This window comes from Enhygromyxa salina (assembly GCF_000737335.2).
Lineage (GTDB): Bacteria > Myxococcota_A > Polyangia > Nannocystales > Nannocystaceae > Plesiocystis > Plesiocystis salina_C.
Map to the genome: position 1 here is coordinate 98,591 of NZ_JMCC02000002.1, position 20,511 is coordinate 119,101.

The 20,511-nt window shown below is 68.5% G+C and carries 12 protein-coding genes; 8 read left to right on the plus strand and 4 right to left on the minus strand.

The genetic code is table 11. From position 1 onward, the window contains the following. Positions 1-178: 178 nt before the first annotated feature. The 3 genes from DB30_RS01230 to DB30_RS01240 form a co-directional block, all read right to left on the minus strand. Entirely contained in the window at positions 179-1,327 is a 1,149-nt protein-coding gene (locus DB30_RS01230) for a MaoC family dehydratase (RefSeq protein WP_276204318.1), read from the minus strand. A 157-nt stretch (positions 1,328-1,484) separates the two neighbouring features. Beyond that, on the minus strand, positions 1,485-2,231 hold the full coding sequence (locus tag DB30_RS01235; protein WP_052546094.1) for a peroxiredoxin family protein: 747 nt from the start codon (positions 2,229-2,231) through the stop codon (positions 1,485-1,487). Between the two features lie 411 nt (positions 2,232-2,642). Then, positions 2,643-3,140, minus strand: a complete 498-nt coding sequence (locus DB30_RS01240) for a DUF309 domain-containing protein (protein WP_165703581.1) — start codon at positions 3,138-3,140, stop codon at positions 2,643-2,645. A gap of 55 nt (positions 3,141-3,195) precedes the next feature. Between DB30_RS01240 and DB30_RS01245 the strand changes: the two genes are divergently transcribed. Together DB30_RS01245 and DB30_RS01250 are read left to right on the plus strand one after the other, a co-directional pair. Next, positions 3,196-4,152: a hypothetical protein gene (locus tag DB30_RS01245; RefSeq protein ID WP_146657800.1), complete on the plus strand. Its 957-nt coding sequence runs from the start codon at positions 3,196-3,198 to the stop codon at positions 4,150-4,152. Positions 4,153-4,209: 57 nt separating this feature from the next. Continuing rightward, entirely contained in the window at positions 4,210-5,217 is a 1,008-nt protein-coding gene (locus DB30_RS01250; RefSeq protein WP_052546097.1) for a hypothetical protein, read from the plus strand. Position 5,218: 1 nt separating this feature from the next. Here the strand turns inward: DB30_RS01250 and DB30_RS01255 are convergent, their stop codons facing one another. Next, positions 5,219-5,950, minus strand: a complete 732-nt coding sequence (locus DB30_RS01255) for a hypothetical protein (RefSeq protein WP_052546098.1) — start codon at positions 5,948-5,950, stop codon at positions 5,219-5,221. A 201-nt stretch (positions 5,951-6,151) separates the two neighbouring features. Here DB30_RS01255 and DB30_RS01260 point away from each other — a divergent pair, with 201 nt between their 5' ends. The 6 genes from DB30_RS01260 (at position 6,152) to DB30_RS01280 (ending at position 20,509) form a co-directional block, all read left to right on the plus strand. Next, positions 6,152-7,561: an MATE family efflux transporter gene (locus DB30_RS01260; RefSeq protein WP_052546099.1), complete on the plus strand. Its 1,410-nt coding sequence runs from the start codon at positions 6,152-6,154 to the stop codon at positions 7,559-7,561. 116 nt (positions 7,562-7,677) lie between these two features. Then, positions 7,678-8,487, plus strand: a complete 810-nt coding sequence (locus DB30_RS01265; RefSeq protein ID WP_146657801.1) for a hypothetical protein — start codon at positions 7,678-7,680, stop codon at positions 8,485-8,487. Positions 8,488-8,571: 84 nt separating this feature from the next. Next, positions 8,572-8,700, plus strand: coding sequence for a hypothetical protein (locus tag DB30_RS42675; RefSeq protein ID WP_276204316.1), 129 nt, complete (start codon positions 8,572-8,574; stop codon positions 8,698-8,700). 390 nt (positions 8,701-9,090) lie between these two features. Continuing rightward, positions 9,091-11,883: a hypothetical protein gene (locus tag DB30_RS01270; protein ID WP_052546102.1), complete on the plus strand. Its 2,793-nt coding sequence runs from the start codon at positions 9,091-9,093 to the stop codon at positions 11,881-11,883. A gap of 32 nt (positions 11,884-11,915) precedes the next feature. Next, positions 11,916-18,614 carry a HEAT repeat domain-containing protein gene (locus DB30_RS01275; RefSeq protein ID WP_146657802.1) on the plus strand — a complete coding sequence of 2,233 codons (6,699 nt, stop codon included), beginning with the start codon at positions 11,916-11,918 and terminating at the stop codon, positions 18,612-18,614. Beyond that, positions 18,611-20,509: a hypothetical protein gene (locus tag DB30_RS01280; protein WP_052546104.1), complete on the plus strand. Its 1,899-nt coding sequence runs from the start codon at positions 18,611-18,613 to the stop codon at positions 20,507-20,509. The genes DB30_RS01275 and DB30_RS01280 overlap by 4 nt, the downstream gene beginning before the upstream one ends. Positions 20,510-20,511: the final 2 nt, after the last annotated feature.

Consider the following 20,511-nt stretch of genomic DNA (forward strand, 5'->3'; position numbering starts at 1 on the left):
GTACCTTTGGATGAGCTACACCGAAGATTAAAAACTACTCGCCTCCGCACCGTGAGCCGCCGGGTAGCGCTGCGCACTCTGACACGGAGCGATTCTGGCAACGGGTCGAGTCCGCACCATCCTTGGCGCTGGACTCGACCCGTTGGCCCCACGGCCGGCGCGAGACGACCGTGCCCGCTTACGAGATCCCGCTTGCAGCACAAAACCGTGCTGCCGGCGACTGCCCCGTGCGTGAGGGCAATTCCACGACGAACGTACCCCTGCAATAGGGGACAGCGCTCCATGTCTCTGACGAGAGCTCGAGATCAACCAAGTGGCGATCACCATCACGACGCTTCCCTGTCACCCGACCGGTGGTGCGGCTAATCTCGCCAAAAAGAAGCGCCGAGTGAATTTTCATGTCGGCCTCGCAGATAAAGCCTAGATCAGACATCCAATTTGATACAGCCTGACACATGATCTGCTCGAGTTGAGTCCCGAACGCCATGGAGTGCCGGAGCCCGCGGCTTTGCGCGATCCACTCCTCAAAGTGGATGTCCACCAGATGCCGCGGCGCTCCAGTCTCGGGATCGCGGGGGAACTGGGCCATCGCGGGCTCGATCTCCCGCCACTTCAACGCGCCAGCCGTTGTCACCCCAATTGCACCTGCGAAGGTCACGGCGTCGCTCATGTCGTACGGGCCGAACAGCAGCTCCGGCACGACGTCACCGATCTCGACGTCCTCCCAGTAGCGCGGCTCCGCCCCCCGGCGCGCGTCCCCGCGGAGCACGCGTCGGTAGCTCGCGCGGACCTGCGCGAGCTCTTCCTCGGAAAACCGACGTCGCTTGCGCTGAGCAAAGTCCAGCGCAGCCGCGACATCTTCGCCAGGATCTTTTGGAAAGATCATTGCAATCCGGCAGTGTGCCGACGCGGCCATCCGATCAACCTGGTTGATGTAGACGCGCTCAGACTGATTGATGAACAGACGATAGGGCTTTTCGGGGCGGGTTTTTTCCGCGATGCCATGCCAGATGTCGTCCGAGCGTATCACGTCCCCAGGCCGAAACGGCTCAAAGTACCGACGGAGCACGCCTCCTTGCATCGCGACCATGCCTGGCACAGGCGGAGGTCGCGGGACAGAGCCACACTCCGAGAGCGCGGCCTCGAAGACTGGAGGCGCAATATTCGTCCCCCAGGGCGACGTCGCGCCATAGGCGTCGTCGCTCCACAGCGGGTTCGGGTCTCCCGATGCTCGCGCGGCCGCGCGAATCAGGTCTGGCGTGACGTGGGACGCGTTTGTCGCAAACCTGTACGGACTATCGGGGAACAGGGGAGCCGGCGCCCTCATCCCAATCTTGGAATTGGCATCTGACACCCAGGCGTCAATCTGCTGCAACCAACTACGCAAGGACAACCCCTCCAGGGTTCAGGCCAATTGCAATGTGCATTTTCCTCAGCATGACGATTCTCTTCTGTTCGCTGGCTCGTGCGCGACTGGATGGAGCCTACGGCTTCTCGAGCCCGACACCATCGATCGCAGCGAGCAGGCTGTCCGTCGCCGGCCGAACCTTGTAGTCCTTGTCGGCGTGCGCCCAGCGCACAGCCCCTTGGCTGTCAATCAAGAACATCGAGGGGATCGCTATCGTGTGATGCGTGCGACCCGAGGCTGCCTCGAGATTAATGCCGAAGCCACGCAGCTTCTCCAGCTCCGGTTGCGAGACCTCGTGCGTCACGCGATACGCCTGATGGGCGTCGAGGTCCGGGTCGGACAAGACTGGAAAGGGAATGGTGTAAGTCGCCTTGGTCTTCGCTGACTCGTCGGCACGGTCGACGCTGATCGCGGCGATTGTGATACCTCGCTCTTGAAACTTGGGGTATGCCTTGGTCAGCTGGTGAATTTGTGAGTTGCAGAATGGACACCACCCGCCCCGATAGAACACCACTAACGTTGGCTTGCTGCCAACGACGTCGAGCAGCTGCATGGGCTTGCCCTCGAAGTCGAGGATCTTCGCGTCGGGGGCCGGCTGTCCGACCGCAACGCCGACGCCTTCGGGCAGGGTGCCAAGGGATGTGTCGGCGGTCGGGGTTGGTTCCATCTTCATGGTTGGCTTCGCTTGGTCGAGAGGGGCTTCATCGCTCACCTGTGGATCGCGCTCGGCTTGGGCCTGCGGCGAAGGCTTGGAGCAGCCGGTGCTGACAACGAGCGAGCTGAAGGTGAGGATCGCTAGAATGTTGAGTGGTGGAGCTGACATGTCTGGAGTTGGGTCGACGGGTGAATTGGCAGCGACCGCTACGGGGAGCAGGAGCTATAGTTACGGTTGACCAGCTTGCGGCAGAACAACAGGAGGCGGAGGCTCGAACAAGCCGTTGGTTTCGGGGTCTCTCGATCAATCACGTGCGTTGTTCGCTCCTTCGCATGGCGCACGCGGATCGGCGCGGGGCATGCGAGACTCGAGCCCAACGGCACGGTTCCCCGTGACGTTACCGGCTGGGTCGTCGGTTGCTGGGCGTGTCGTCGACAACCCGCACGTCCCCTCGCCACACGCCTCCTCGACGCCCAAATCATCGACCTCGAGCGCGACTGTCGACCGAGCGGGCAGCCCCGCCACCTGCAGCCCTGGCTCGCCTCGGTCTGGCGAAGACCCGCTGATTGAAGGCGACGCTCAGCGAGCGACGAGGTGCAGTTGGGGCGGCTCACTCGAGCCCAGCGCGAGCTCGACAAACCCGCGGAAGTCGGCCGTGAAGGCCCGAAGATCCAGGCCCGCGTAGCGATCACCCCCAACGGAATCCAGGGCGCCGTGCAGCTTGGCGAGCCCTCGATCCGCGAGCGCCCGGCAGGCCGCGGCCTGGCCCATGTGCGCCTTGAGGGCCGCCGCTGCGCATTGAATCAGCCCCTGCAAGAACATGTGCGCGGCCGTGTCTTGGGTGGCCTGGCGCCACAGCGACTCCCACGACTCGTGGGCCTCCCAGTAGCAGCGGTGATTGTAGAGGTCGACGCCCCAGCGGTAGTCGGGGTGTGCTCGCAAGCTGTGCTCGCCGCCCGCCCACGCGCTTGCTGGGTGCTGGGGAGCCGATGACGCCGACGGATGCGGCCCGCGGCCTGGTATGTACGGGCGAAGCGGGAGCTCACGCTCGGGGCAGTAGCGAGGACGGGGATCCATGGGCGCCGGGCTCAAGGTAGCGCGATCGTGGGTGGTCGCTGGTAGCATCTGCGTGATGATGCTCCACGCGCGAACGGGTGCCTCGAAACGCAGCTTCTTGCTCGCCTTGGCGCTGTTGCCCGCGTGTGATCGCTCGGACTCCAAGCCCGCGGTCGAAGTGGACCCGCCCGCGACCAAGACATGCGAGGCACAGCTTGCCCAAGCCTCTGCGCCGCTCACTCAGCTGGATGTGATTTCGAAGCGCGAGTGGCTAGGCGACAGTGCGCACTTGGTCGCGGCCGAGCTCGGCTCGGCTCCCTTCTCGCAGGTGATTCGGGTACGGCCCGAGGGGGTGAGTTGGGGCCCCCTCGGCGTTGTGTGGGAGTTCGAAGAGGGGTCCGAGCCGCTGCACGAGCAGACGGTCGATAGGCTCGGCGACGAAATTGGGCGTCACAGCGACGAGACGATCGCGCTGGCCATCGCGCCCGATGTACCGTGGGCCCGCGTGGTGGCGGTGGCCGATGTTGTTGTCGACGCGGGCGTCACTGAAGTGGTGTTGCTCTTTCGCGGCCCTGCCTTCGTGCCCGCCTCAAAGCTACAGCTGCGCGCGGCTGGGTCTCCCATGTGGGAGCACGCGAAGCAGCTCCTCGCGCCGTGCCCAGAAGCGACCTATGCCTTTGGCGGTCTGGGCTACCCAGCACAGCCGGTCTACCCGGACTTTGGCCGCGACCTTCTCGAGGCGCTCGGACACTGCGGTTGCGCCATCGACATCCAAGCCACGGTCGAACTCGCGGTCTCGGTCGCGATGCCGAAGACCTCGGTCGACGGTGTGGTCGTGAAGTGGTCGCCAGATGCGGAGACACGAGTGAGCTATCCAGCGCAGCGGCCTTGGGGTGAGGTCGCGGTGGCGCTTGCAAAGCGGCGAGGCACCGTGCGCTGGGCCATGCCGCCGCCACCGCCAGAACTCCCGGACGACGAGTTCCTCGACGAGGAGCTCATGCAGCCCAAGGACGAGATCAAGCGGCTCGATTAGGCGGGGACGCTCCTGCTCGGACTTGGTCAGGCCAGCCTCTGTGCTAGAGTTGGCTCCATGGTTACGCCTCGTGCCGTCTCGCTGACAATTGGGTTTGGGTGGTTCGCCATCGCCTGCAGCAGCCCCGCCCCGCGTGAGGACAGCGGCACGAACGGTTTCACGAGCGCGAGCTCGGGCGCCACCACCACCGAGGACTCGACCAGCGCGGGCACGACCGTGAGCGAGACCAGCACCGAGACCGAAGACTCCGCTGACAGTCACATCAAGTTCGACCACATCGACTCCGATCATCCCAGTGGCGGTTGCGATCCCGATCAGATCCCCGACACGAACGGGTTTACCTTCGTCAAGACGATCGAGCTCGGCATCGACACATTGCAGGCCGGCTTCTACGACAGCACGCGGGATCGAGTCGTGGTGTTCTCTTACTTCGGTGAGGGTCGCGTACTGGACATTCAGGGAAACATCCTCGAACAGGTTCAAGCCCCGCCCGAGGCCCTGCCCAAGCTCGATGGAGGCGCCTACGATCTCGCCAGCGACCTCGCGCTGCTGATCAACCAAGACTGCGATCTGGTCGAGGTTGACCCCGAGACCTTTGCGACCCACGCGGTCATCCCTCTGGGCATGGCCCACAACATGTCGATCTGTGCCGGGCTCGCGATCGATCCAATGTCCAACCTCTACATTGCCAGCCACGGCACCGATGAGCTGGTGGTGCTGGATCGCAGCGGACAAGTCGAGCAATTCCGCGTCGACATGTTGGGCATCGGCATGCCTGGCTTCGACGGTATCGCCGAGATCGCGGGCAGCGAGAACTTTCTGATCAACTCGACGACAAACTTGACCGCCGCGATCATCGCCGCCGATGGGTCGCTGATCGCTGGGCCTGGGCTCGTTGGCGACGCGCCGATCATGGGCGGCGGCGCCGTTGGTCAGCCCGACAGCATGCTGACAATCTGCACCAACGGCCACACCTGGGTGTGCGACGCGTACGAGACCAGCTGCTCCGACTTTGCCCCGGACGACGGCGACAAGATGGCCTGTGGCTGCCTGGTCGTGGGCTGAGCTACTGGTCGTAGACGCAGATCGGATCAATCCCAACGTTCTCCGATTGGCACTTCATTCCCATCGGACAGACTTGGTTGTTGTCGCAGCTGATGAAGCAGCGCTTCTGGAAGAAGTTGCCGTTCACGAAGATGCACTTGATGGTGTGCTCCGGGACCGCGGGGCAGTCGTTGACGTTGTTGCAGTTCTGCGAGCAGACCTGATAGTCGTCGAAGTTGTCGACGAAGCAGTACTCGTCGGGCAGGCACTGGGCGTCTTGATTGTTTGGACAGTTGCCGTAGAAATCGTCGCCGTCGCCGTCGCCATCGCCGGTTGTGTCGCCGTCGCCGTCGCCGTCGCCGGTTGTGTCCCCGTCACCATCGCCGGTTGTGTCCCCGTCACCATCGCCGGTCGTGTCGCCGTCGCCGTCACCAGTCGTGTCGCCGTCCCCGTCGCCGTCGCCGGTCGTGTCGCCGTCGCCGTCGCCGTCGCCGGTCGTGTCCCCATCCCCGTCGCCATCGCCATCGCCATCGCCGGGATCTCCATCGCCCGAGTCGCCGTCCCCAGGGTCGCCATCGCCGTCGCCGCTGGACATCGAGGCGCTGCCTGACTCTCCGGCCCCCGACTCGGAGGTTGCGCCCGTCGAGCCGCTGTCCTCTGTCGCCGCGCCGTTCCCGCTGCCCACCCCGTCGAAGCTGCAGGCAAGCACGAGGGTGAGGCACGTGAACAGACCGAGAGTCCCGAGGCGATGCATGTGCAGAGCATGTCAGCGGACATGCTCGCGGCGCAATGGCTCTCGATCCAGGCTGAATTCCGACGCCCGATCCGCGATCCACGGGCGCGCAGCCGGGCGCTGCACACGTGAGCATGCGCGTTCATCCACGGCCCGAATGCACCTGGAAATACGGGTATCGCAGACTAGCCTCCCGCGTCCCCGCGTAGGGACCCAAGATCAATGCAGTCGCAGGGACCAGAGCGGCCGTCGCCAGACGCGTCCGAGTCGGGCTCGGGGTTCGCCTCGACGCTCGTGCTGGTGCGCAAGCTGCTGGCGATCGCCGGGCCGGTCGTGCTCACGCAGCTGGGCATGATGGGCTTTGGCCTGGTCGACACGCTCATGCTCGGTCGGGTTGGCGTCGCGCAGCTCGACGCGGCGGCGCTCGGCAACGTGTGGCTGTGGGGCACGATGATGTTTGCGATGGGCGTGGTGTTTGGGCTCGACCCGATCATCGCCCAGGCCCACGGCCGCGGGGACAGCGAGCGCACGGGGCTCGCGCTGCAGCAGGGCATGGTCGTCGCGGGGTTGCTCTCGGTCCCGCTGATCGCTTCGGCGTGGGTCGCCGAGGAAGTGCTGCTGATGTTCAGCCAAGAACCCGAGCTCGCGCGCATGGCCGAGACCTACCTGCGCACGCAAGCCTGGAGCCTGCTCCCGCTGCTTTGCTTCTACGTGCTGCGGCAGTACCTGCAAGGTCGCGAGCTGGTCGCGGCCGCGCTGTGGGTCACCTTGCTGGCCAACGTCTGCAACATCGTCGGCAACGAGCTGCTGATCTTTGGCGTGTCAATTGGCGGGCTCGAGCTCCCGGCCATGGGCCTGAAGGGGGCCGCGCTCGCCAGCGGGATCACCCGCGCATGCTTGGCCGTTGGCCTGGTCGCGTGGACGTGGATCAAGGGGCTGCACCACGGCGCCTGGCAGCCGTGGAGCACGCGCGCCCTGGATCCGCGCGGACTGCTCGAGGTGCTTCGCTACGGGGTCCCCGTTGGCCTGCAGTACACCCTGGAAGTCTGGGCGTTTCAGGCTTCAACGCTGCTCGCGGGCGAGCTTGGCCGCAACGCGCTGGCGGCTCACACGATCGTGCTCAACCTCGCGTCCGTGACCTTCATGGTCCCGCTGGGCATCTCGTTTGGGGTCAGCACCGTGATCGGCAACCTGCTTGGATCTGGGCGGTTGAAGTCGGCCCAGCGCACCGCCTGGATCGGGTTCGCGCTCGGGGGTGGCGCGATGCTGGTCTCGGCCTGCGTGTTGATCTCGCTGCGGCACGTGCTGCCGGGTGTGTACACCGACGAACTCGCGGTCTTGACCCTCGCGGCGGGGATTCTGCCGATCGCCGCCGCGTTTCAGCTGTTCGACGGCCTGCAGGTGGTGGGCGGCGGGATCCTGCGCGGGACCGGCGACACCTTGCCCGCCGCGGTGTTCAACGGCGTGGCCTACTACGGGGTCGCGCTGCCGCTGGCGGCCTACTTCGTGCTGGTCCGTGGAGCCGGGCTCGAGGCGATCTGGTGGTCGTTGGCGCTGGGTTTGGCGCTGGTCGCCGGGACCTTGCTGATCTGGGTGCGCCGGCGCGGTCCGGCGTTCGCGGCCGAGGCCTGACCCGCTCTCGAGCACCGTTCGCACCCGGGCGAGAAGCCCCCCGTGAGCTGAAAACCGACCCGATCGAGCCAGACGCATGATATGAGAGTCACGCTCCTGCTCTTGGACGCTCCATCATGCTCGCGCCTCGCTGCTCCCTTCGCCGTGTCTGTTCATCCTCGCTCTTGCTCGCGGGCCTGCTGGGCTCGCTTGGGTGCAGCGACCTCGGCACTCACGAGCTGGCGATCGAAGGCAACGAAGCGATCACCCAGAGCATCGAAGCCAGCGCAACCGACGGCTGGACGATCACCTTCACCAGCTTCGTCGTGGTCGTGCATGATCCCGGCCTGATCGAGCGCACCGACAACAAGCCAACCTGGGTGCGCGTCAACGGGGTCACGGTGTGGGAGCTCGTCAGCGATCTCGCCGAGGGTGAAGCGCTCAGCCGGCAGATCCGCGCGACCAACTACGACGGCGCCGACTTCCGCATCGCCCCGGCCAGCGCAAGCAGCTACGACGCTGCGACCGGCAACGCAACCACCGAGCAGGTCGAGGCCGCCGTCGATGGTGGGTGGTCGATCCACGTGATCGGCAGCGCCAGCGACAACACGCGCTCGGTCGACTTCGACTGGACCTTTGACACGAACACGCGCTACCGCTGCAAATTCGAGGGCGATGACGTTGTGGAGCTGACCGCCGACGGCACCGAGACCTCGGTGATCGAGATCATGGGCGACGTCCTGTTTCGCACGGCAGTAGAGACCCCCGAGGCGCCACTGGTGTTTCAGCCGGTCTACGACGCCGACGTGAACGCCGACGGGCAGGTCACGAACGAGGAGCTCGAGGCGGCCGGGCTGATGGATACGATGGTCGAGCTGACCCGCGAGCTCGGTGGCGTGCGCGGGGCAGGGGCGTGCGCGGGGTTCGAGGGCGGCGCGAACGACTGAGCCGTGTGTCAGCGCCGGAGTCGTTTGTGGAACTCGACCGGCGCGGCACCAAGCGCGCGAAAAACCTCAATTACGGACGAAGACATGAGCGATGCGCCTCACTTTCTCTGCGACCACCACGTGGTGCTCGAGATCGGATTTCCGCGCCTCGTCAGTTGGCCAAGTCGGCTCGACGAGGCGGGCGTGCTCCCAGAGCGCCGCGCCAGCGAGTAACCCCGCCATCGGCCCACGGACGCGCGTGTCCTCTGCCCAGAACGCTTCTTTAGACGACCGCACGCGCGCCCACCCACGGTCGCGAAAGGCCAACAAGGATGCCCGTGTCAAACCCTGAGCCACGATCGCCAAGCTAACACGCCGCCGCGTCGCCGACCCCGAGGTCATCCAGGCCGCGCCGTCGCGCGCTCGCGTCTGCACACCACACCCAATCCCCACGCCGACCCCCGCAACCCCGCTCCCCGGGCCGGTCTCCGCGTGCGCGAAAATCTTGCTTGCGGCCGCCGCGCCGGTTGATCCATAGTCCCGCTGCGGCTCGCTGGCGTCCAACGTCCAGTACGCCGAGGCGCCCGCAAGCGGGCGAGAGCCTCGACCGAGCTGAAAACGGTCATGAATCGGGAAGTCACCTACGAGGACATCACTGGGGCGGTCGAGAACCGGGATCCGCAGCTCGCCGATCTCGTCGTCCGCTACCTCCTGTTGCCGGACCCACCCGAGGACCGGGCGGAGGAGGCGGAGCAGAGCGAGGCACGCCCGCTGTCGCAAGACGCGTGGACGCTGCAGAAGCTCCGCAGCACGCTGGCGCCCTACTCGCTGTGGGGCAAGAGCGCGGATGAGGTCAAGAACATCCGGCTCGACGCGTGGGAGCAGCTGATGGCCGCTGCCCACCCGCCGCCGCGGCTGCGCTTGGGCGACCTGCTGATCTCGATCTACGAGCGCGGCGAAGAGTCCGATCGCTCGGCCCTGGTCGACATCTTCCGCAGCGCCAAGCTGGGCTGGGGCGTGTGGCGGGCCGCCAAGCACATCTACAAGCAGGCGGAGCAGCGCCACGACGCCGAGCTGTTTGGCGTGCTCGCGTGGCGGCTGGACGTCTACCACCGCAGCCCCAACCACCCCAACGAGGTCTCGCAAGCCACGACCACGTACATGCGTCGGCGGGCGTGGCGATACCTGCGGCAGCTCGGCAACGCCGTCCCGGAGCTGTACCCGCAGTTCGCCGTGCAGGTGCTGCGTCACTACGAGCGCGACTTCAACCCCTACGGCTGCTGGATCATCCAGCAGATCTGGAATCACCAGGCGCTGATCGGCCGCCGCAACGCGGGCTGGAATGCACAGCCGCCCGACAAGCTCAGCAACCGGGCCTACGACAAGGCCTGGAAGATCTCGGCCGAGCCGCTGCTGCGCCTGATCGAAGACTCGGAGAACGACGGGGTCCTGCGCTTCGCAACCCGCTCGCTCGAGGCCGACTTCCCCGAGACCCTGCGCGAGGTCGACCCGGCCTGGCTCGGGCGGCTTGGCAAGAAGCCCGCCGGCTCGGTCCACGAGTTCGTGGTCTCGCTGCTCGAGGGCAGCCCGGAATTCCACCAGAGCAAGCTTGCGGGCTTGGGGCTGCACGACATGGTGCTCGAGCTGCTTGGCTCGCCCAGTGAGAAGGCGGCCAAGTACGCGATCGACTACGCCAACGCGCACGGCGGCAAGATCACCGCGGCCCGCTTGATCGAGCTGTTGCGCACGGGGACCAAGGCCGCGCAGAAGTTCGCAGAGGCCCGGCTCGAGAAGCTCTCGCCCAAAGACATCGGGCTGGTCGGGCTGGTCGGGCTGCTGGGCACGTCGGCCCAAAAATTTGCGATCAAGATGATCGAGTCGGGCTTCACCCCGGCGGATCTGAGCCCCGAGCTCTACACGGATCTGCTGGTGGGTGGCTGGCAGCAGCGCCGCTGGGTCGAAGAGTTCTTCAACAAGCACAAGCAACAGCCCTCGGCCGAGCTGCTCAAGTTCGCGGCCCAGAGCCCCAAGCTGGGCTACTGGGACAAGCGGGCGGCGTTCCAGGCCCTTGGCTCGCGCAAGGCCAGCGAGATCGGCGTGGAGTGGATCAAGCAAAAGCTGCTCGACCCCGAGTTCTCCGACGAGGTCGGCGGGTGGCTGAGCAACGGCATGCTCAAGGGCGATCAGCTCGACGTGGAGTGGCTCAAGGGCCTGAGCATGAACGCCCGCCTGCGCGGCGTGGCGCTGCGGGTGCTCGGCAACACCAAGCTGGTCGCGCCCAAGCGGGTTGGCCTGGGTTGGCTGCTGGTGATGGCGCGGCAGTCGGATCCCGAGCTGTACGGGTTCGCCCGCAACCACCTGCTCGAGCACTTCGAGCCAAGTGACTTTGGCGTGGGCTCCGAGCCGGGCGCGGGCTTGGATCGGCTGTGGTCCATGGCGGTCGGCAAGCAAGAGCCAGAGTCGGTCCGCAAGGTCGCGCAGACCTATCTGTTGTTCCACCACCCGCAGATCGGGCCAGATCGCGAAGACCCGCTGCACGGCGTGCTCGAGCCCAAGCTCAGCTCGTCGGACTACGCGCTCGAGCGGGTGGCCGCGAGCTTGGTCGACCCGCGCCCCGACGTGCGTCGGTTCGCGGCCGAGGTCGGTAGCCAAGAGCTGGTCCGCTGGGGCGACCGCGAGCTGGTCTATCGGCTCGCGGCCAACGAGTACAAGGAGCCGCGCAAGATCGGCAGCGAAGCGCTGCTCGAGATCGGTGAGGTCCACGAAGGCAAGCCGGCCGCGCCCGTCGAGTGGCTGGTCGCGTCGCGGGTGTTTGCGCTGGCCGAGAGCTCGGTCAAGTCCAGCCGCGAGGTCGCGTCGGCGTTGATCCGGCGTCACTATCATCGCCTGGGCGGCGCGGCGAAGCTGGCGTGGCTGATGGAGAGCCCCGACCGCGAGGTCCGGCTGTTCGCGGTTCGGCTGCTGTGGGATCAGCATCGGCCGCTCACGATCCCGGCCAGCTGGAAGCCAAAGAAGGGCCCCGGCGCCCGGCCCGGCGCGGGCTCCGACCAGGATCCCTTGCCAGAGGGAGCCGAGCGGTTCGAGACCGGCGAGGCCCTGCGCCAGTTCCTGCGCACGGTCATGTTTGGCCTGCCCCCCGGCCGCGTCGAGCGACGCGAGCCGATCGAGGGCCTGCCCACGCGGCGGCTGTCCGCCAGCGAGGGCAAGCGGCGGCTGATCGGTGTGGTCCGTGAGCTCGCCGTGGAAGACCGAGAGTTCGCAACGATCGCCGTCAGCGTGCTCGACGAGTTCATGCACTCGCACGCCCGCGGCGAGTGGCAAAGCTGCGTGGCCGCGATCGCGCGGATCCGCCAGGCTCACCCCGACATCAGCACTGCGCTGCCGGCCGCCATGCAGGACGAGCGGCAGTCGGCCTGAGCCACGAGATCGACACAGGCACGAGATCGACGATGGGTACGCAAAAAAACGGGACGCACCTCGAGCACCTCTGGGCCGTAGCCGGCTCTCGCTCCGGGCGAGTGATCGCCGTCGCGGGCGAGCGCGACGCGGAGACGGTCGACAGCTCTTCGGTGCATGTCTACAGCAAGAGCAAGCTCGACTCGCTGGCCTCGCTCGAGGTCGCGGGGTCGATCCACGCGCTGGACTTCGCCGACAACGATCTGCTGCTCGCGGGTGGCGATCGCGGCGAGCTGCACGGCTTTGATCTGAGCGGTGAGACTGCCAGCGAAGTCCTCACCCACGCGCACGGGATCAAGCTCGACATCCGGGCGATCGCCAGCGACGACAAGGGCACCACGATCGCGGTCGTTGACGACGCGGGGCAGCTCGCGATCTATGCGCTCGAGCGGCCCGAAGGCGCGGCGCCCAAGCTGACCCAGACCCATCGCGCCCGGCTCAGCGCCCGGCCGCTGCGGACCGCGGCGTTCGACGCCAGCTCGGGCAAGCTCGCCGTTGGCGGCGACGACGGCATCGTCCGGGTGCTCGCGTTCGACTCGAGCGGCGCGGTCACGGGCGAGGTCCACGAGCTGCCAACCGGCGACAAGGGGATCACGGCCCTGACCTTCACCGGTGACGGGCGGGTGATCGCAGGCTGCGGCGATGGCTCGATCCGCGTCAGCTACCTCGAGGGCGCCGCCGACGAAGAAGATCGCTCGGGCGATCAGGCCCACGTGGGCCCGGTCCGCGGCTTGGTGCTGGGCCTGCAGCTGCAGGACGAGGCCGGCCGCGAGCTGACCCGCCGGCTGCTCTCGATCGGTCAAGACGGCAAGCTCAAGGCGTGGATCCACGACACCCGGCGGCAGCCAAAGACCGTCGAGATCGGCTCCAACCTCGAGCTGCGCGCAATGGCCTGGCTGCGCCCGTATCGGGCCAAGGACGACAACAAGGGCGGGACCTTGCTGATCGTCGACGCCAAGCGGCGCCTGCACCTCGTCAAGCTCGACGCCGAGTCTTCGCCGAGTGACGACATCGATCGGGTGTCGTCGCACTTCGCGACCTTGCGGGCCAACCTCGACGCCCGCAAGGACGAGCTGCGCGAGCAGGCTGTCAACGAGCTCGCGTCGCTGCCCGAGGACTCGGCGCGGGTGCTGCTCGATCGCGTGATCGCGCGTGACCGCAAGCCCGAGGTTCGCAAGCTCGCGTGCGAGGCGGTCGCCAAGGGCCAGCGTCGCCGCAGCCGGCCCGCGCTTCGGTCCGCGCTCGACGACGGCGACAAGACCGTGCGCTTCGCCGCGCTCGAGGCCCTGCGCGCGATCGAAGGACCGCGCGCGCTGACGCCGGTTCGCGCCGCGCTCGGGTCCAAGCACGCCGATCTGCGCAAGTTCGCGGTCGAGCAGCTGCCGGCCCTGCGCGCCGTCTCGCCGCTGGTCCCGGGGCTCGTCGCCGAGCGCCTCAACGACAAGGACAACACCGTCCGCGCCGCCGCGCTCGAGGCCCTGTGCGCGCTCGAGCCCACGGGCTCGCGGGTGCCGCTGCGGACCGCGTTCGAGCAGGGGCCACCCGACATTCGGGTCGCCGCGCTGCGCAAGCTCTATGCCTTGCGCCGCGGCCAGATCGAGGGCGCCGCCGATCCAACCGGCCGCGATCTGTTCGAGGACGCGCTCGACGACAAGCACGCCGACGTGCGCGAGACCGCGTTCTTGCTGTCGGTTGGCACCCACCCCAAGCTGCTGGCCAAGCTTGGCGAGACCTTCAAGGCAGAGATCGGCAAGCTCGCCAAGCTCGGGACGGCGCTGTCGCCCTCGGGCGGCGAGCCAAGCGAGGCCGACCTCGAGCCCCTGTTCGCGGCGATGGCCTGCCGCGAGGCCGACACCGCGCTGCGTGGGGCCAAGAGCCTCGCGGTGCTTGGTGACGCGCGCTCGACCGGGGCGCTGCTGCAGCTCTCGCGCGAGAGCGACGCTGGCGTCCGGCGGCTGGTCGTCGACGCCTTGTTCGTGGGGATCCTCGCGATGCCCCACGACGATCGGCTCGCGGCCCGCTTGCAGTGGCTGCTCGACGACGCCGACAGCACCGTGCGCAACGCGGTGTTCGAGAACCTGCAGCTGCTGGCTTCGGACCGCAAGGACGCCGGCGCCCTCGATCTGGCCGAGCTCGCGCTCGGGGCCGCGAGCGAGGACATGCGCGTGCGTGCGCTGCAGGTGCTTGTCGAGTTTGGCGGCAAGGGCAAGCGCGCCAGCGACGAGTCCCTGGCCCGCCGCGCGGATCAGCTGCTTGGCGACGCGCTCGACGACGAGGCCCAGAAGGTCCGCAAAGAGGCGTTCCGAACCCTGTGGGCGTGGCACAGCAAGAACCCCGAGACCCCGCTGACCCGCGGCGCGCACTCGCGTCACGCCGACATCCGCGAGGACGTCGTCAAGGAGCTCGATCGCCAGCAACACAGCTGGGCCGACGAACTGCTGCTGGGCCTGATCACCGACCAGCACGTGGCGGTTGGCAAGGCGGCGTTCGAAGCCCTGACCAGCTCGAAGTCCAGCAAGGATCGGGTCGCGCGATTCAAGGAGCGCGCCGAGGTCTACCTCGCGGCGATGGACTCCCCGCGCCCGCAGGTCCGCGCGCTCGGGGCCCACGGCGCGCGCAAGGCCGACCGTGACTTGGTTCGCAAGCGCCTGATCGAGCTGCTCGACGACGAGCACCTCGAGGTCCACACCAAGGCGATCGAGAGCATCGACAAGCTGCTCCCCAAAGATCAGCACGCGTGGAGCCAGGCGTTTGCCAGCAAGTTCTGGGCGCTGCGGGTCCGGGCGGCCGAGCTGTGCGGCAAGCGGCGTGACGATCGGGCGATCAGCCCGATGCGGGCGCTGCTGACCATTCCGCAGACCGACCCCAACCACCCCAGCGCCGAGCTGCGCCAGCGGGGCGCGCGGGCGATGGCCGACGTCGGGGATCGCGGCAGCATCTCGTTCTTCGTCGAGCTGCTCGAGGATCCCGATCCGATCGTGCGCGAGATGGCCAGCCGCGGGCTCGCAACCGCTTGCGAGAAGCGGGACACCCAGATCCTGCTGGCCGCGCTGTCCCACAATGATCTGCCGGTCCGCAGCTGGATCGCCGAGGGCCTCGCGCGGCTCGGTGACGTGCGCGCGGTCCCAGTCTTGGTCGGGACCTTGGCGAATACCCACCGGCCGATCCGGCTGGGGGCGATCCTCAGCTTGGCCGCGCTCGGCCCCGACGGCTCGCGCGGGCTCCTGCGTGGGCTCGAGGACACCGACCGCGAGGTTCAGGATCTCGTGTTCGCGATCATCGTCGCCCGCGACGTCTCGCGGGTCCGCGCCAAGCAGGCGCCGGATCTGATGCTCGCCGCGCTCGCGTCGTCCCAGCCCGAGATCCGCTACGTGGCCGCGCGCGCCCTCGAGGAGCGGCAAGACGGCGAGCAGCTGATGGCTTTCGCGACCGAGCTGGTCGGTCCGCCCAAGCCCGACCGCGCTGCAGATCTCAAGAAGTGGCCCGACGAGGATCAACGCAACGCGCGCCTGCGGGTGATCGTTGACTCGCTGGCAAGCGACGATCCTTCCTTGCGCTACGCGGCCGCGCGGGTGCTCTCGCTGCGGACCCAAGCGCTCGCGTTCTGGCGCGAGTCGGGCCGGCTCAAGGGCCCGCAGACCTCGGACGCTCCGCCCACGCCGCAGACCAACTGGGAGGACGGCGAGGCCCCGCAGCCACGCCGCAGCGGGTGGATCCGCCGCCTGATCGGCAACGCGGTCGAGCTGGCCAAGACCGCGACCGCGGCCGCGACCGGCGACAGCAACGTCACGCAGCTGCATCCGCGTGCGGCCGGCGAGGCAGCAGCCCCGGAGCTCGGCGAGATTCGCCGGCTGGTGTTCGGCACCTACGCCGGCCTGGTCCGCCAGGCGCCCGCGCCAGGGGCCGCCGACGAGACCCACCGCGTGCGGCGGGACAGCATTGATCGGCTTGGCAAGCTGGGCGACTCGCAAGAGGTCGGCCGCGACTCGGTGCTGCCGGTCCTGCGCCGGGCGCTGAGCGATCCCAACCACCTCGTGCGGCGGGCCGCGGTCACGGCCTTGCGGGGTCTGTACCAACCCGGCGCCGTCGAGCCGCTTGGCTTGGCGCTGCAGTCTTCGGCCTCGGACGTGGGCCGCGCAGCGGTCGACGAGCTCGTGCAGCAAGCGCTGTCGGGCACCAGTGAGCAGGCCCAGGCGGCCCGGGCGTTGGCGCTCGAGGGCGTCGACGCGCCCAACGCAGAGGTTCGGGCCCACGCGCTCTTGCAGATCCAAAAGCTGTTTGACGCCGAGAGCCTCGAGCCTTGGTTTGTGGCGCTTGGCAGCACCCACGCGGATCTGCGGCTCTCGGTCGTCGATCGCCTGGTCGACGCCCGCGATGATCGGGTCGGCGAGGCGCTGATGCGCGCGATGGAGAGCGACCACGAGGATCTGCGCCTCAAGGCCGCCAGCGCGCTGGCGCGGCGCGGCGACCTGCGCACGATCGACGTGCTGTCCGCGTTCTTGCGGGCCGAAGATGCCCGCGTGGCCTCGCGCGCCGTCGAGGCCCTGGTCGCGCTCGCCAAGGTCCGCCGACCGGTCGCCGGGGGTGAACCCGGCGAGACGGAAGCCGTCCCCGAAGCCAGCGCGGCCGCTGCCGAGTGCATCGCCGCGCGGATCGAGGACGACCCCGATCGCACCGCAGATCGCAACGCGCTGATCAGCGCGCTCACGCGGATCGCCGATCCCAAGGGTGCGCCGGTGCTGCTGACGCTGGTCGAAGGGGACGACGCGGCCCTGCGCTCGCGCAGCTTCGACGCGCTGGTGGCGATCGCCCGCGATCCATCCCGGCCGGCCCAGCGCGTCAACGCCCACGTGGGCGGCGGCGTCGCGCGGGCTCGCTACCACGAGGCGATGTTGCTCGGGTGGCTTGGCGCGGTGATCTCCACCAACGACGCGGCGCTGCGCGAGAAGATCGCCCGGCTGCTGCGCGACGTCGATGACACCGGCGCCGAGGCTCTGCTCGCGCGCTTGCTCGAGGATCGTGAGCCAGCGGTGCGCGTCGCCGCGTGCGAGGTCCTGGCGTTCCGGGCCGAGTGGGTCCCGGGCGCAACCTTGGACGCGCTCGCGGCCACGCTGGCCGTGGGTCGGCGCGAGCTGGTGTTGCCGGCCGCCGAAGGGCTGGCGGCGCGGGGCAACGCCGCCGCGTTCAAGTCGTTGCTGCTGGTGCTCAAGGCCGGCGCCGACGATGAGCGGCGCCGGGCGATCGTCGCCTTGGGGACCTTGGGGGATCGTCGCGCGCTCGAAGACCTCGAGCCGCTGCTCGATCCCGACGCCGAGATCACCGACGAGGATCGTGCGCTCGCGCCCGCCGCCGTCGAGGCGCTCGGGGCCATGCTCGGCAAGCTGCAAGATCCCGACGAGCGCGACCGCGTGCGCACAACCGTCGAGCGCTCCGCCCAGCAGGGTCCACAAGACCTGCGGCTTGGCGCGATCTCGGGGCTCAGCCACGCCGGCGACGACCGCAGCCGCGCCCTGATCGAGAAGCTCGCCCGCGAGCGGCTCGAGCCCGAGCAGATCCGCGTGCGCGCGGCCCAACAGCTCGGCGCGCTCGGCAACGCCAACGCCGAAGAGGTGCTCGCCGGGCTGCTCTCGGACACCAGCGCCAACGTCCGCAACGCCGCCTACAAGGCGCTCGAGCGGGTGTTCCCGACCGAGCGCACGCGCACGGCCCTGCTCGCGCTGCGCAGCGTTCACACCGAGCTGAGCAGCCCTGCCGCCAGCTTCTTGGCCAAGCACGGTGACTCGGAGGTGCTCGTGGCGCGCATGACCGAGATCGCCGACGACTCGGTCCGCCAGCGTCTGCGTCGCGGCTTGATCCGTCGGGGCGAGTGCCCGTCTTCGCTCGGGGATCTGCTGAAGGGCGAGGCCGCTCCGCAGCGGGCCGACGCCGCCTGGATCGCCGGCGCAGCTGGGGCCCAAGCCAAGGCCAAGCTCGGCGCGGCGCTCAGCGACGCCGTCGGCAGCTCCGCCAAGCAGTGGCTCGCGCTGGCCGGTCAAAAGTCGCAAGCCGACGCGGCTCGGGCCTGGCGCGCGAGCCTGTGGGCGGCGCGGCGGGTCGGCGTGGACGTCAAGGCGGCCGCTGTCTCGGTCGTTGATGGATCCGCCGCTGGCCAAGCCGAGGCGCCGATCGCCGTGCTCGGCGAGGCGCTGCGTTACCTGGCCGACCACGGCGACCCAAGCCAGCTCGCCAAGCTCGAGCCCGCGCTCAGCCACCGCGACGCTTCGGTCCGCGCCGCGGCTGGTGCGGCCGTCGCCAAGCTCGCCAGCGACGCGGCCACGCAGGTGATCGATCGCCTGACCGTCGCCGACCAGGTCGCCGTCGCGCCGTTGGTCGCGTCGGCGCTCAACGCAGGCCACGGCCAAGCGCTGTTCGAGTCGGCGGCCCGCCGCCGGCTCAGCTTGCCGCTCATGCTTGGCGACGCCCGCTTCAAGATTTTGAGCGACGCCGCCGAGGCCTCGGGCAAGGAGCCCGCGCGCCTCACCGCGATCGCCTCGCTCGGTCGGCTTGGCACCGCGCAGGCCACCTCCGTGTTACAGGCCCTGCTCGATCGCCAAGGCGAACACGAGGACGTCCGCAAGGTCGCGTTCAAGGCCCTGCGCCGGGCCCAACGCGGCAAGACCACCACCGCCACTCGGGGAGCTGCACAACAATGAGTCCTACGGACGTCGCCGAGGTCAAGCTGCGCTACGTCGCCGCCTCGGAACCGATCACCGACGACGAGACCTTCCGCCTGCATCTGCCGACCGACGCGGTCCGGGATGCGGCGCTCGTCGCCAAGCTAACGCGGCCGGGGGTGACCCGTGACGCGCTGATGACCGTGGCCGACGTGCTGGCCTCGGACCTGCGCTTCAAGGCCCGCGACCGCGCCGACTACCTCGCGTACCTGATCGCGCAGGGCAAGCGGGTCAGCAACGAGGTGTGGGAGGCCCAAAAGGCCTACCTCGAAGAGAAGTTTGGCGGCGCCGAAGCCAGCGAGCAGAGCCCGCTGGATCCAATCGTCAGCGTCAGCGAGCACGGCGTCAGCCTCGAGGTGTTCTCGGCCGACGAGTCTGCCTACGCCCGCTTGTTCCTGCGGGCGGGTGCGGCCTACGAGGCCGTCGATGGCAGCCGCACCGACGGCACCACCCACCTCTCGCTCGACGACGTGCTGCTGCGGGGGATCGGGCGCATGCGCTCGTACCGAACCTCCACGCTGGAGTTTGGGCCCGGTCAGCCTGGCTCGTCCGACGCCGCCGCCGTCAGCGAGCGCGACATCCAAGTGCCGCTGCGATGGCTGCGGGCGTTTGGCCAGGTCCAGGCCGCGTCCACGCTGCCCGCGCGGGAGTTCGAGATCGCACCGATCGATCTCTACAACGTGCTGCTGACCTTGCGCATGCGCAGGGCCAAGACCTCGCCTCGGGCGCTGCGCTACGAGCTGGTCCCCGGCGAGGTCCCGCGCCTGGTGCTCGAGCCCTGGGATCAGGTCATCGAGGGCACGGGTCCGGCCTACACCGGCGCCTCGCCGATCGTGGTGCGGACCTGGGGTCGCCAGCGGCTGAGCGTGCTCGCCCGCTTGCTGCCCCACGCCAAGCGTGTTCGCGTGCGCTTGGTCGGCGCCGGGCTTCCGGCCTACTACATCCTGGATCTCGGCGACGCCGAGCTGACCCTCGCGCTCTCGGGCTGGACCGACAGCGGCTGGGCCGGCATCGCCACCTTTGATCTGCTGGTCGCGGGTGAGGTCGACGAATTGTTGGCCAAGAAGGTCCACGACTCGCTGGCTGCGGCCCCGGCTGGCAGCACCCTCGCCGAGCTCGCATCCGCGACCGGGCGCAGCATCAACGAGGTCCGCCAAGCGATCCTGCATCACATGCAGCGCGGCACGGTCGTCCACGACATCGCCCATGATCGCTACCTCGCGCGCTCGCTGCTCGCGACCCCGCCCAACGCCGAGGCCCTGCGCTACCGCGACGAGCGCGAGCAACAAGCCCACCGCTTGCTGGCGATCGACAACGCCGTGCGCCTGACCAAGGTCCACGAGCTCGCGGGCGAAGGCACCCGGATCGAGGGCGAGGTCGAGGATCCGCAGGCCCACCGGACCTACCGGACCTCGTTCACGATCGACCGCGAAGGCCGAACCGTCGACGCCAGCTGCACCAGCCCGCAGTACCGCCGCAGTGGCCTGCGCGAGGGTCCAACGGTCCCCATGATCGCGCTGCGCCTGCTGTTTGCCCGCCGCCAAGCCGAGCTCGAGCGCGCCCGCGGAACCGAAGAGGGCCGCAAGCTGATCCGCGCCGAGACCCGCGTGCTCGTGCGTCGCCAAGGTCCCCGCCGCGTCACCTCGGAGGCGCCAAGCTCTGGGCTCGCGGCCGCCAACACCGGCTCGGTCACCTACCGCCTCTCGCTCGACGACCGCGAGGTCGTGGTCCGCTGGGGCACACACCCGGAACGCATGCGCATGCACAGGCTCCGCTTCTCTAGCTCCGACGACGCTCGCAACGAGTACTTCGGGCGGCTCGCGTCGCTCGGCGACAAGGGCTTCATCGACGCCTCTGCGGCCGAAATGGTCTGACC

Bases quoted from the DNA above. Each gene is read 5' to 3' on its own strand.
- DB30_RS42675 (WP_276204316.1), top strand. From the start codon at position 8,572: ATGAGCGATGCGCCTCACTTTCTCTGCGACCACCACGTGGTGCTCGAG.
- DB30_RS01250 (WP_052546097.1), top strand. From the start codon at position 4,210: ATGGTTACGCCTCGTGCCGTCTCGCTGACAATTGGGTTTGGGTGGTTC.
- DB30_RS01270 (WP_052546102.1), top strand. From the start codon at position 9,091: ATGAATCGGGAAGTCACCTACGAGGACATCACTGGGGCGGTCGAGAAC.
- DB30_RS01240 (WP_165703581.1), bottom strand. From the start codon at position 3,140: ATGGATCCCCGTCCTCGCTACTGCCCCGAGCGTGAGCTCCCGCTTCGC.
- DB30_RS01275 (WP_146657802.1), top strand. From the start codon at position 11,916: ATGGGTACGCAAAAAAACGGGACGCACCTCGAGCACCTCTGGGCCGTA.
- DB30_RS01235 (WP_052546094.1), bottom strand. From the start codon at position 2,231: ATGTCAGCTCCACCACTCAACATTCTAGCGATCCTCACCTTCAGCTCG.
- DB30_RS01255 (WP_052546098.1), bottom strand. From the start codon at position 5,950: ATGCATCGCCTCGGGACTCTCGGTCTGTTCACGTGCCTCACCCTCGTG.
- DB30_RS01260 (WP_052546099.1), top strand. From the start codon at position 6,152: ATGCAGTCGCAGGGACCAGAGCGGCCGTCGCCAGACGCGTCCGAGTCG.
- DB30_RS01280 (WP_052546104.1), top strand. From the start codon at position 18,611: ATGAGTCCTACGGACGTCGCCGAGGTCAAGCTGCGCTACGTCGCCGCC.
- DB30_RS01230 (WP_276204318.1), bottom strand. From the start codon at position 1,327: ATGAGGGCGCCGGCTCCCCTGTTCCCCGATAGTCCGTACAGGTTTGCG.
- DB30_RS01265 (WP_146657801.1), top strand. From the start codon at position 7,678: ATGCTCGCGCCTCGCTGCTCCCTTCGCCGTGTCTGTTCATCCTCGCTC.
- DB30_RS01245 (WP_146657800.1), top strand. From the start codon at position 3,196: ATGATGCTCCACGCGCGAACGGGTGCCTCGAAACGCAGCTTCTTGCTC.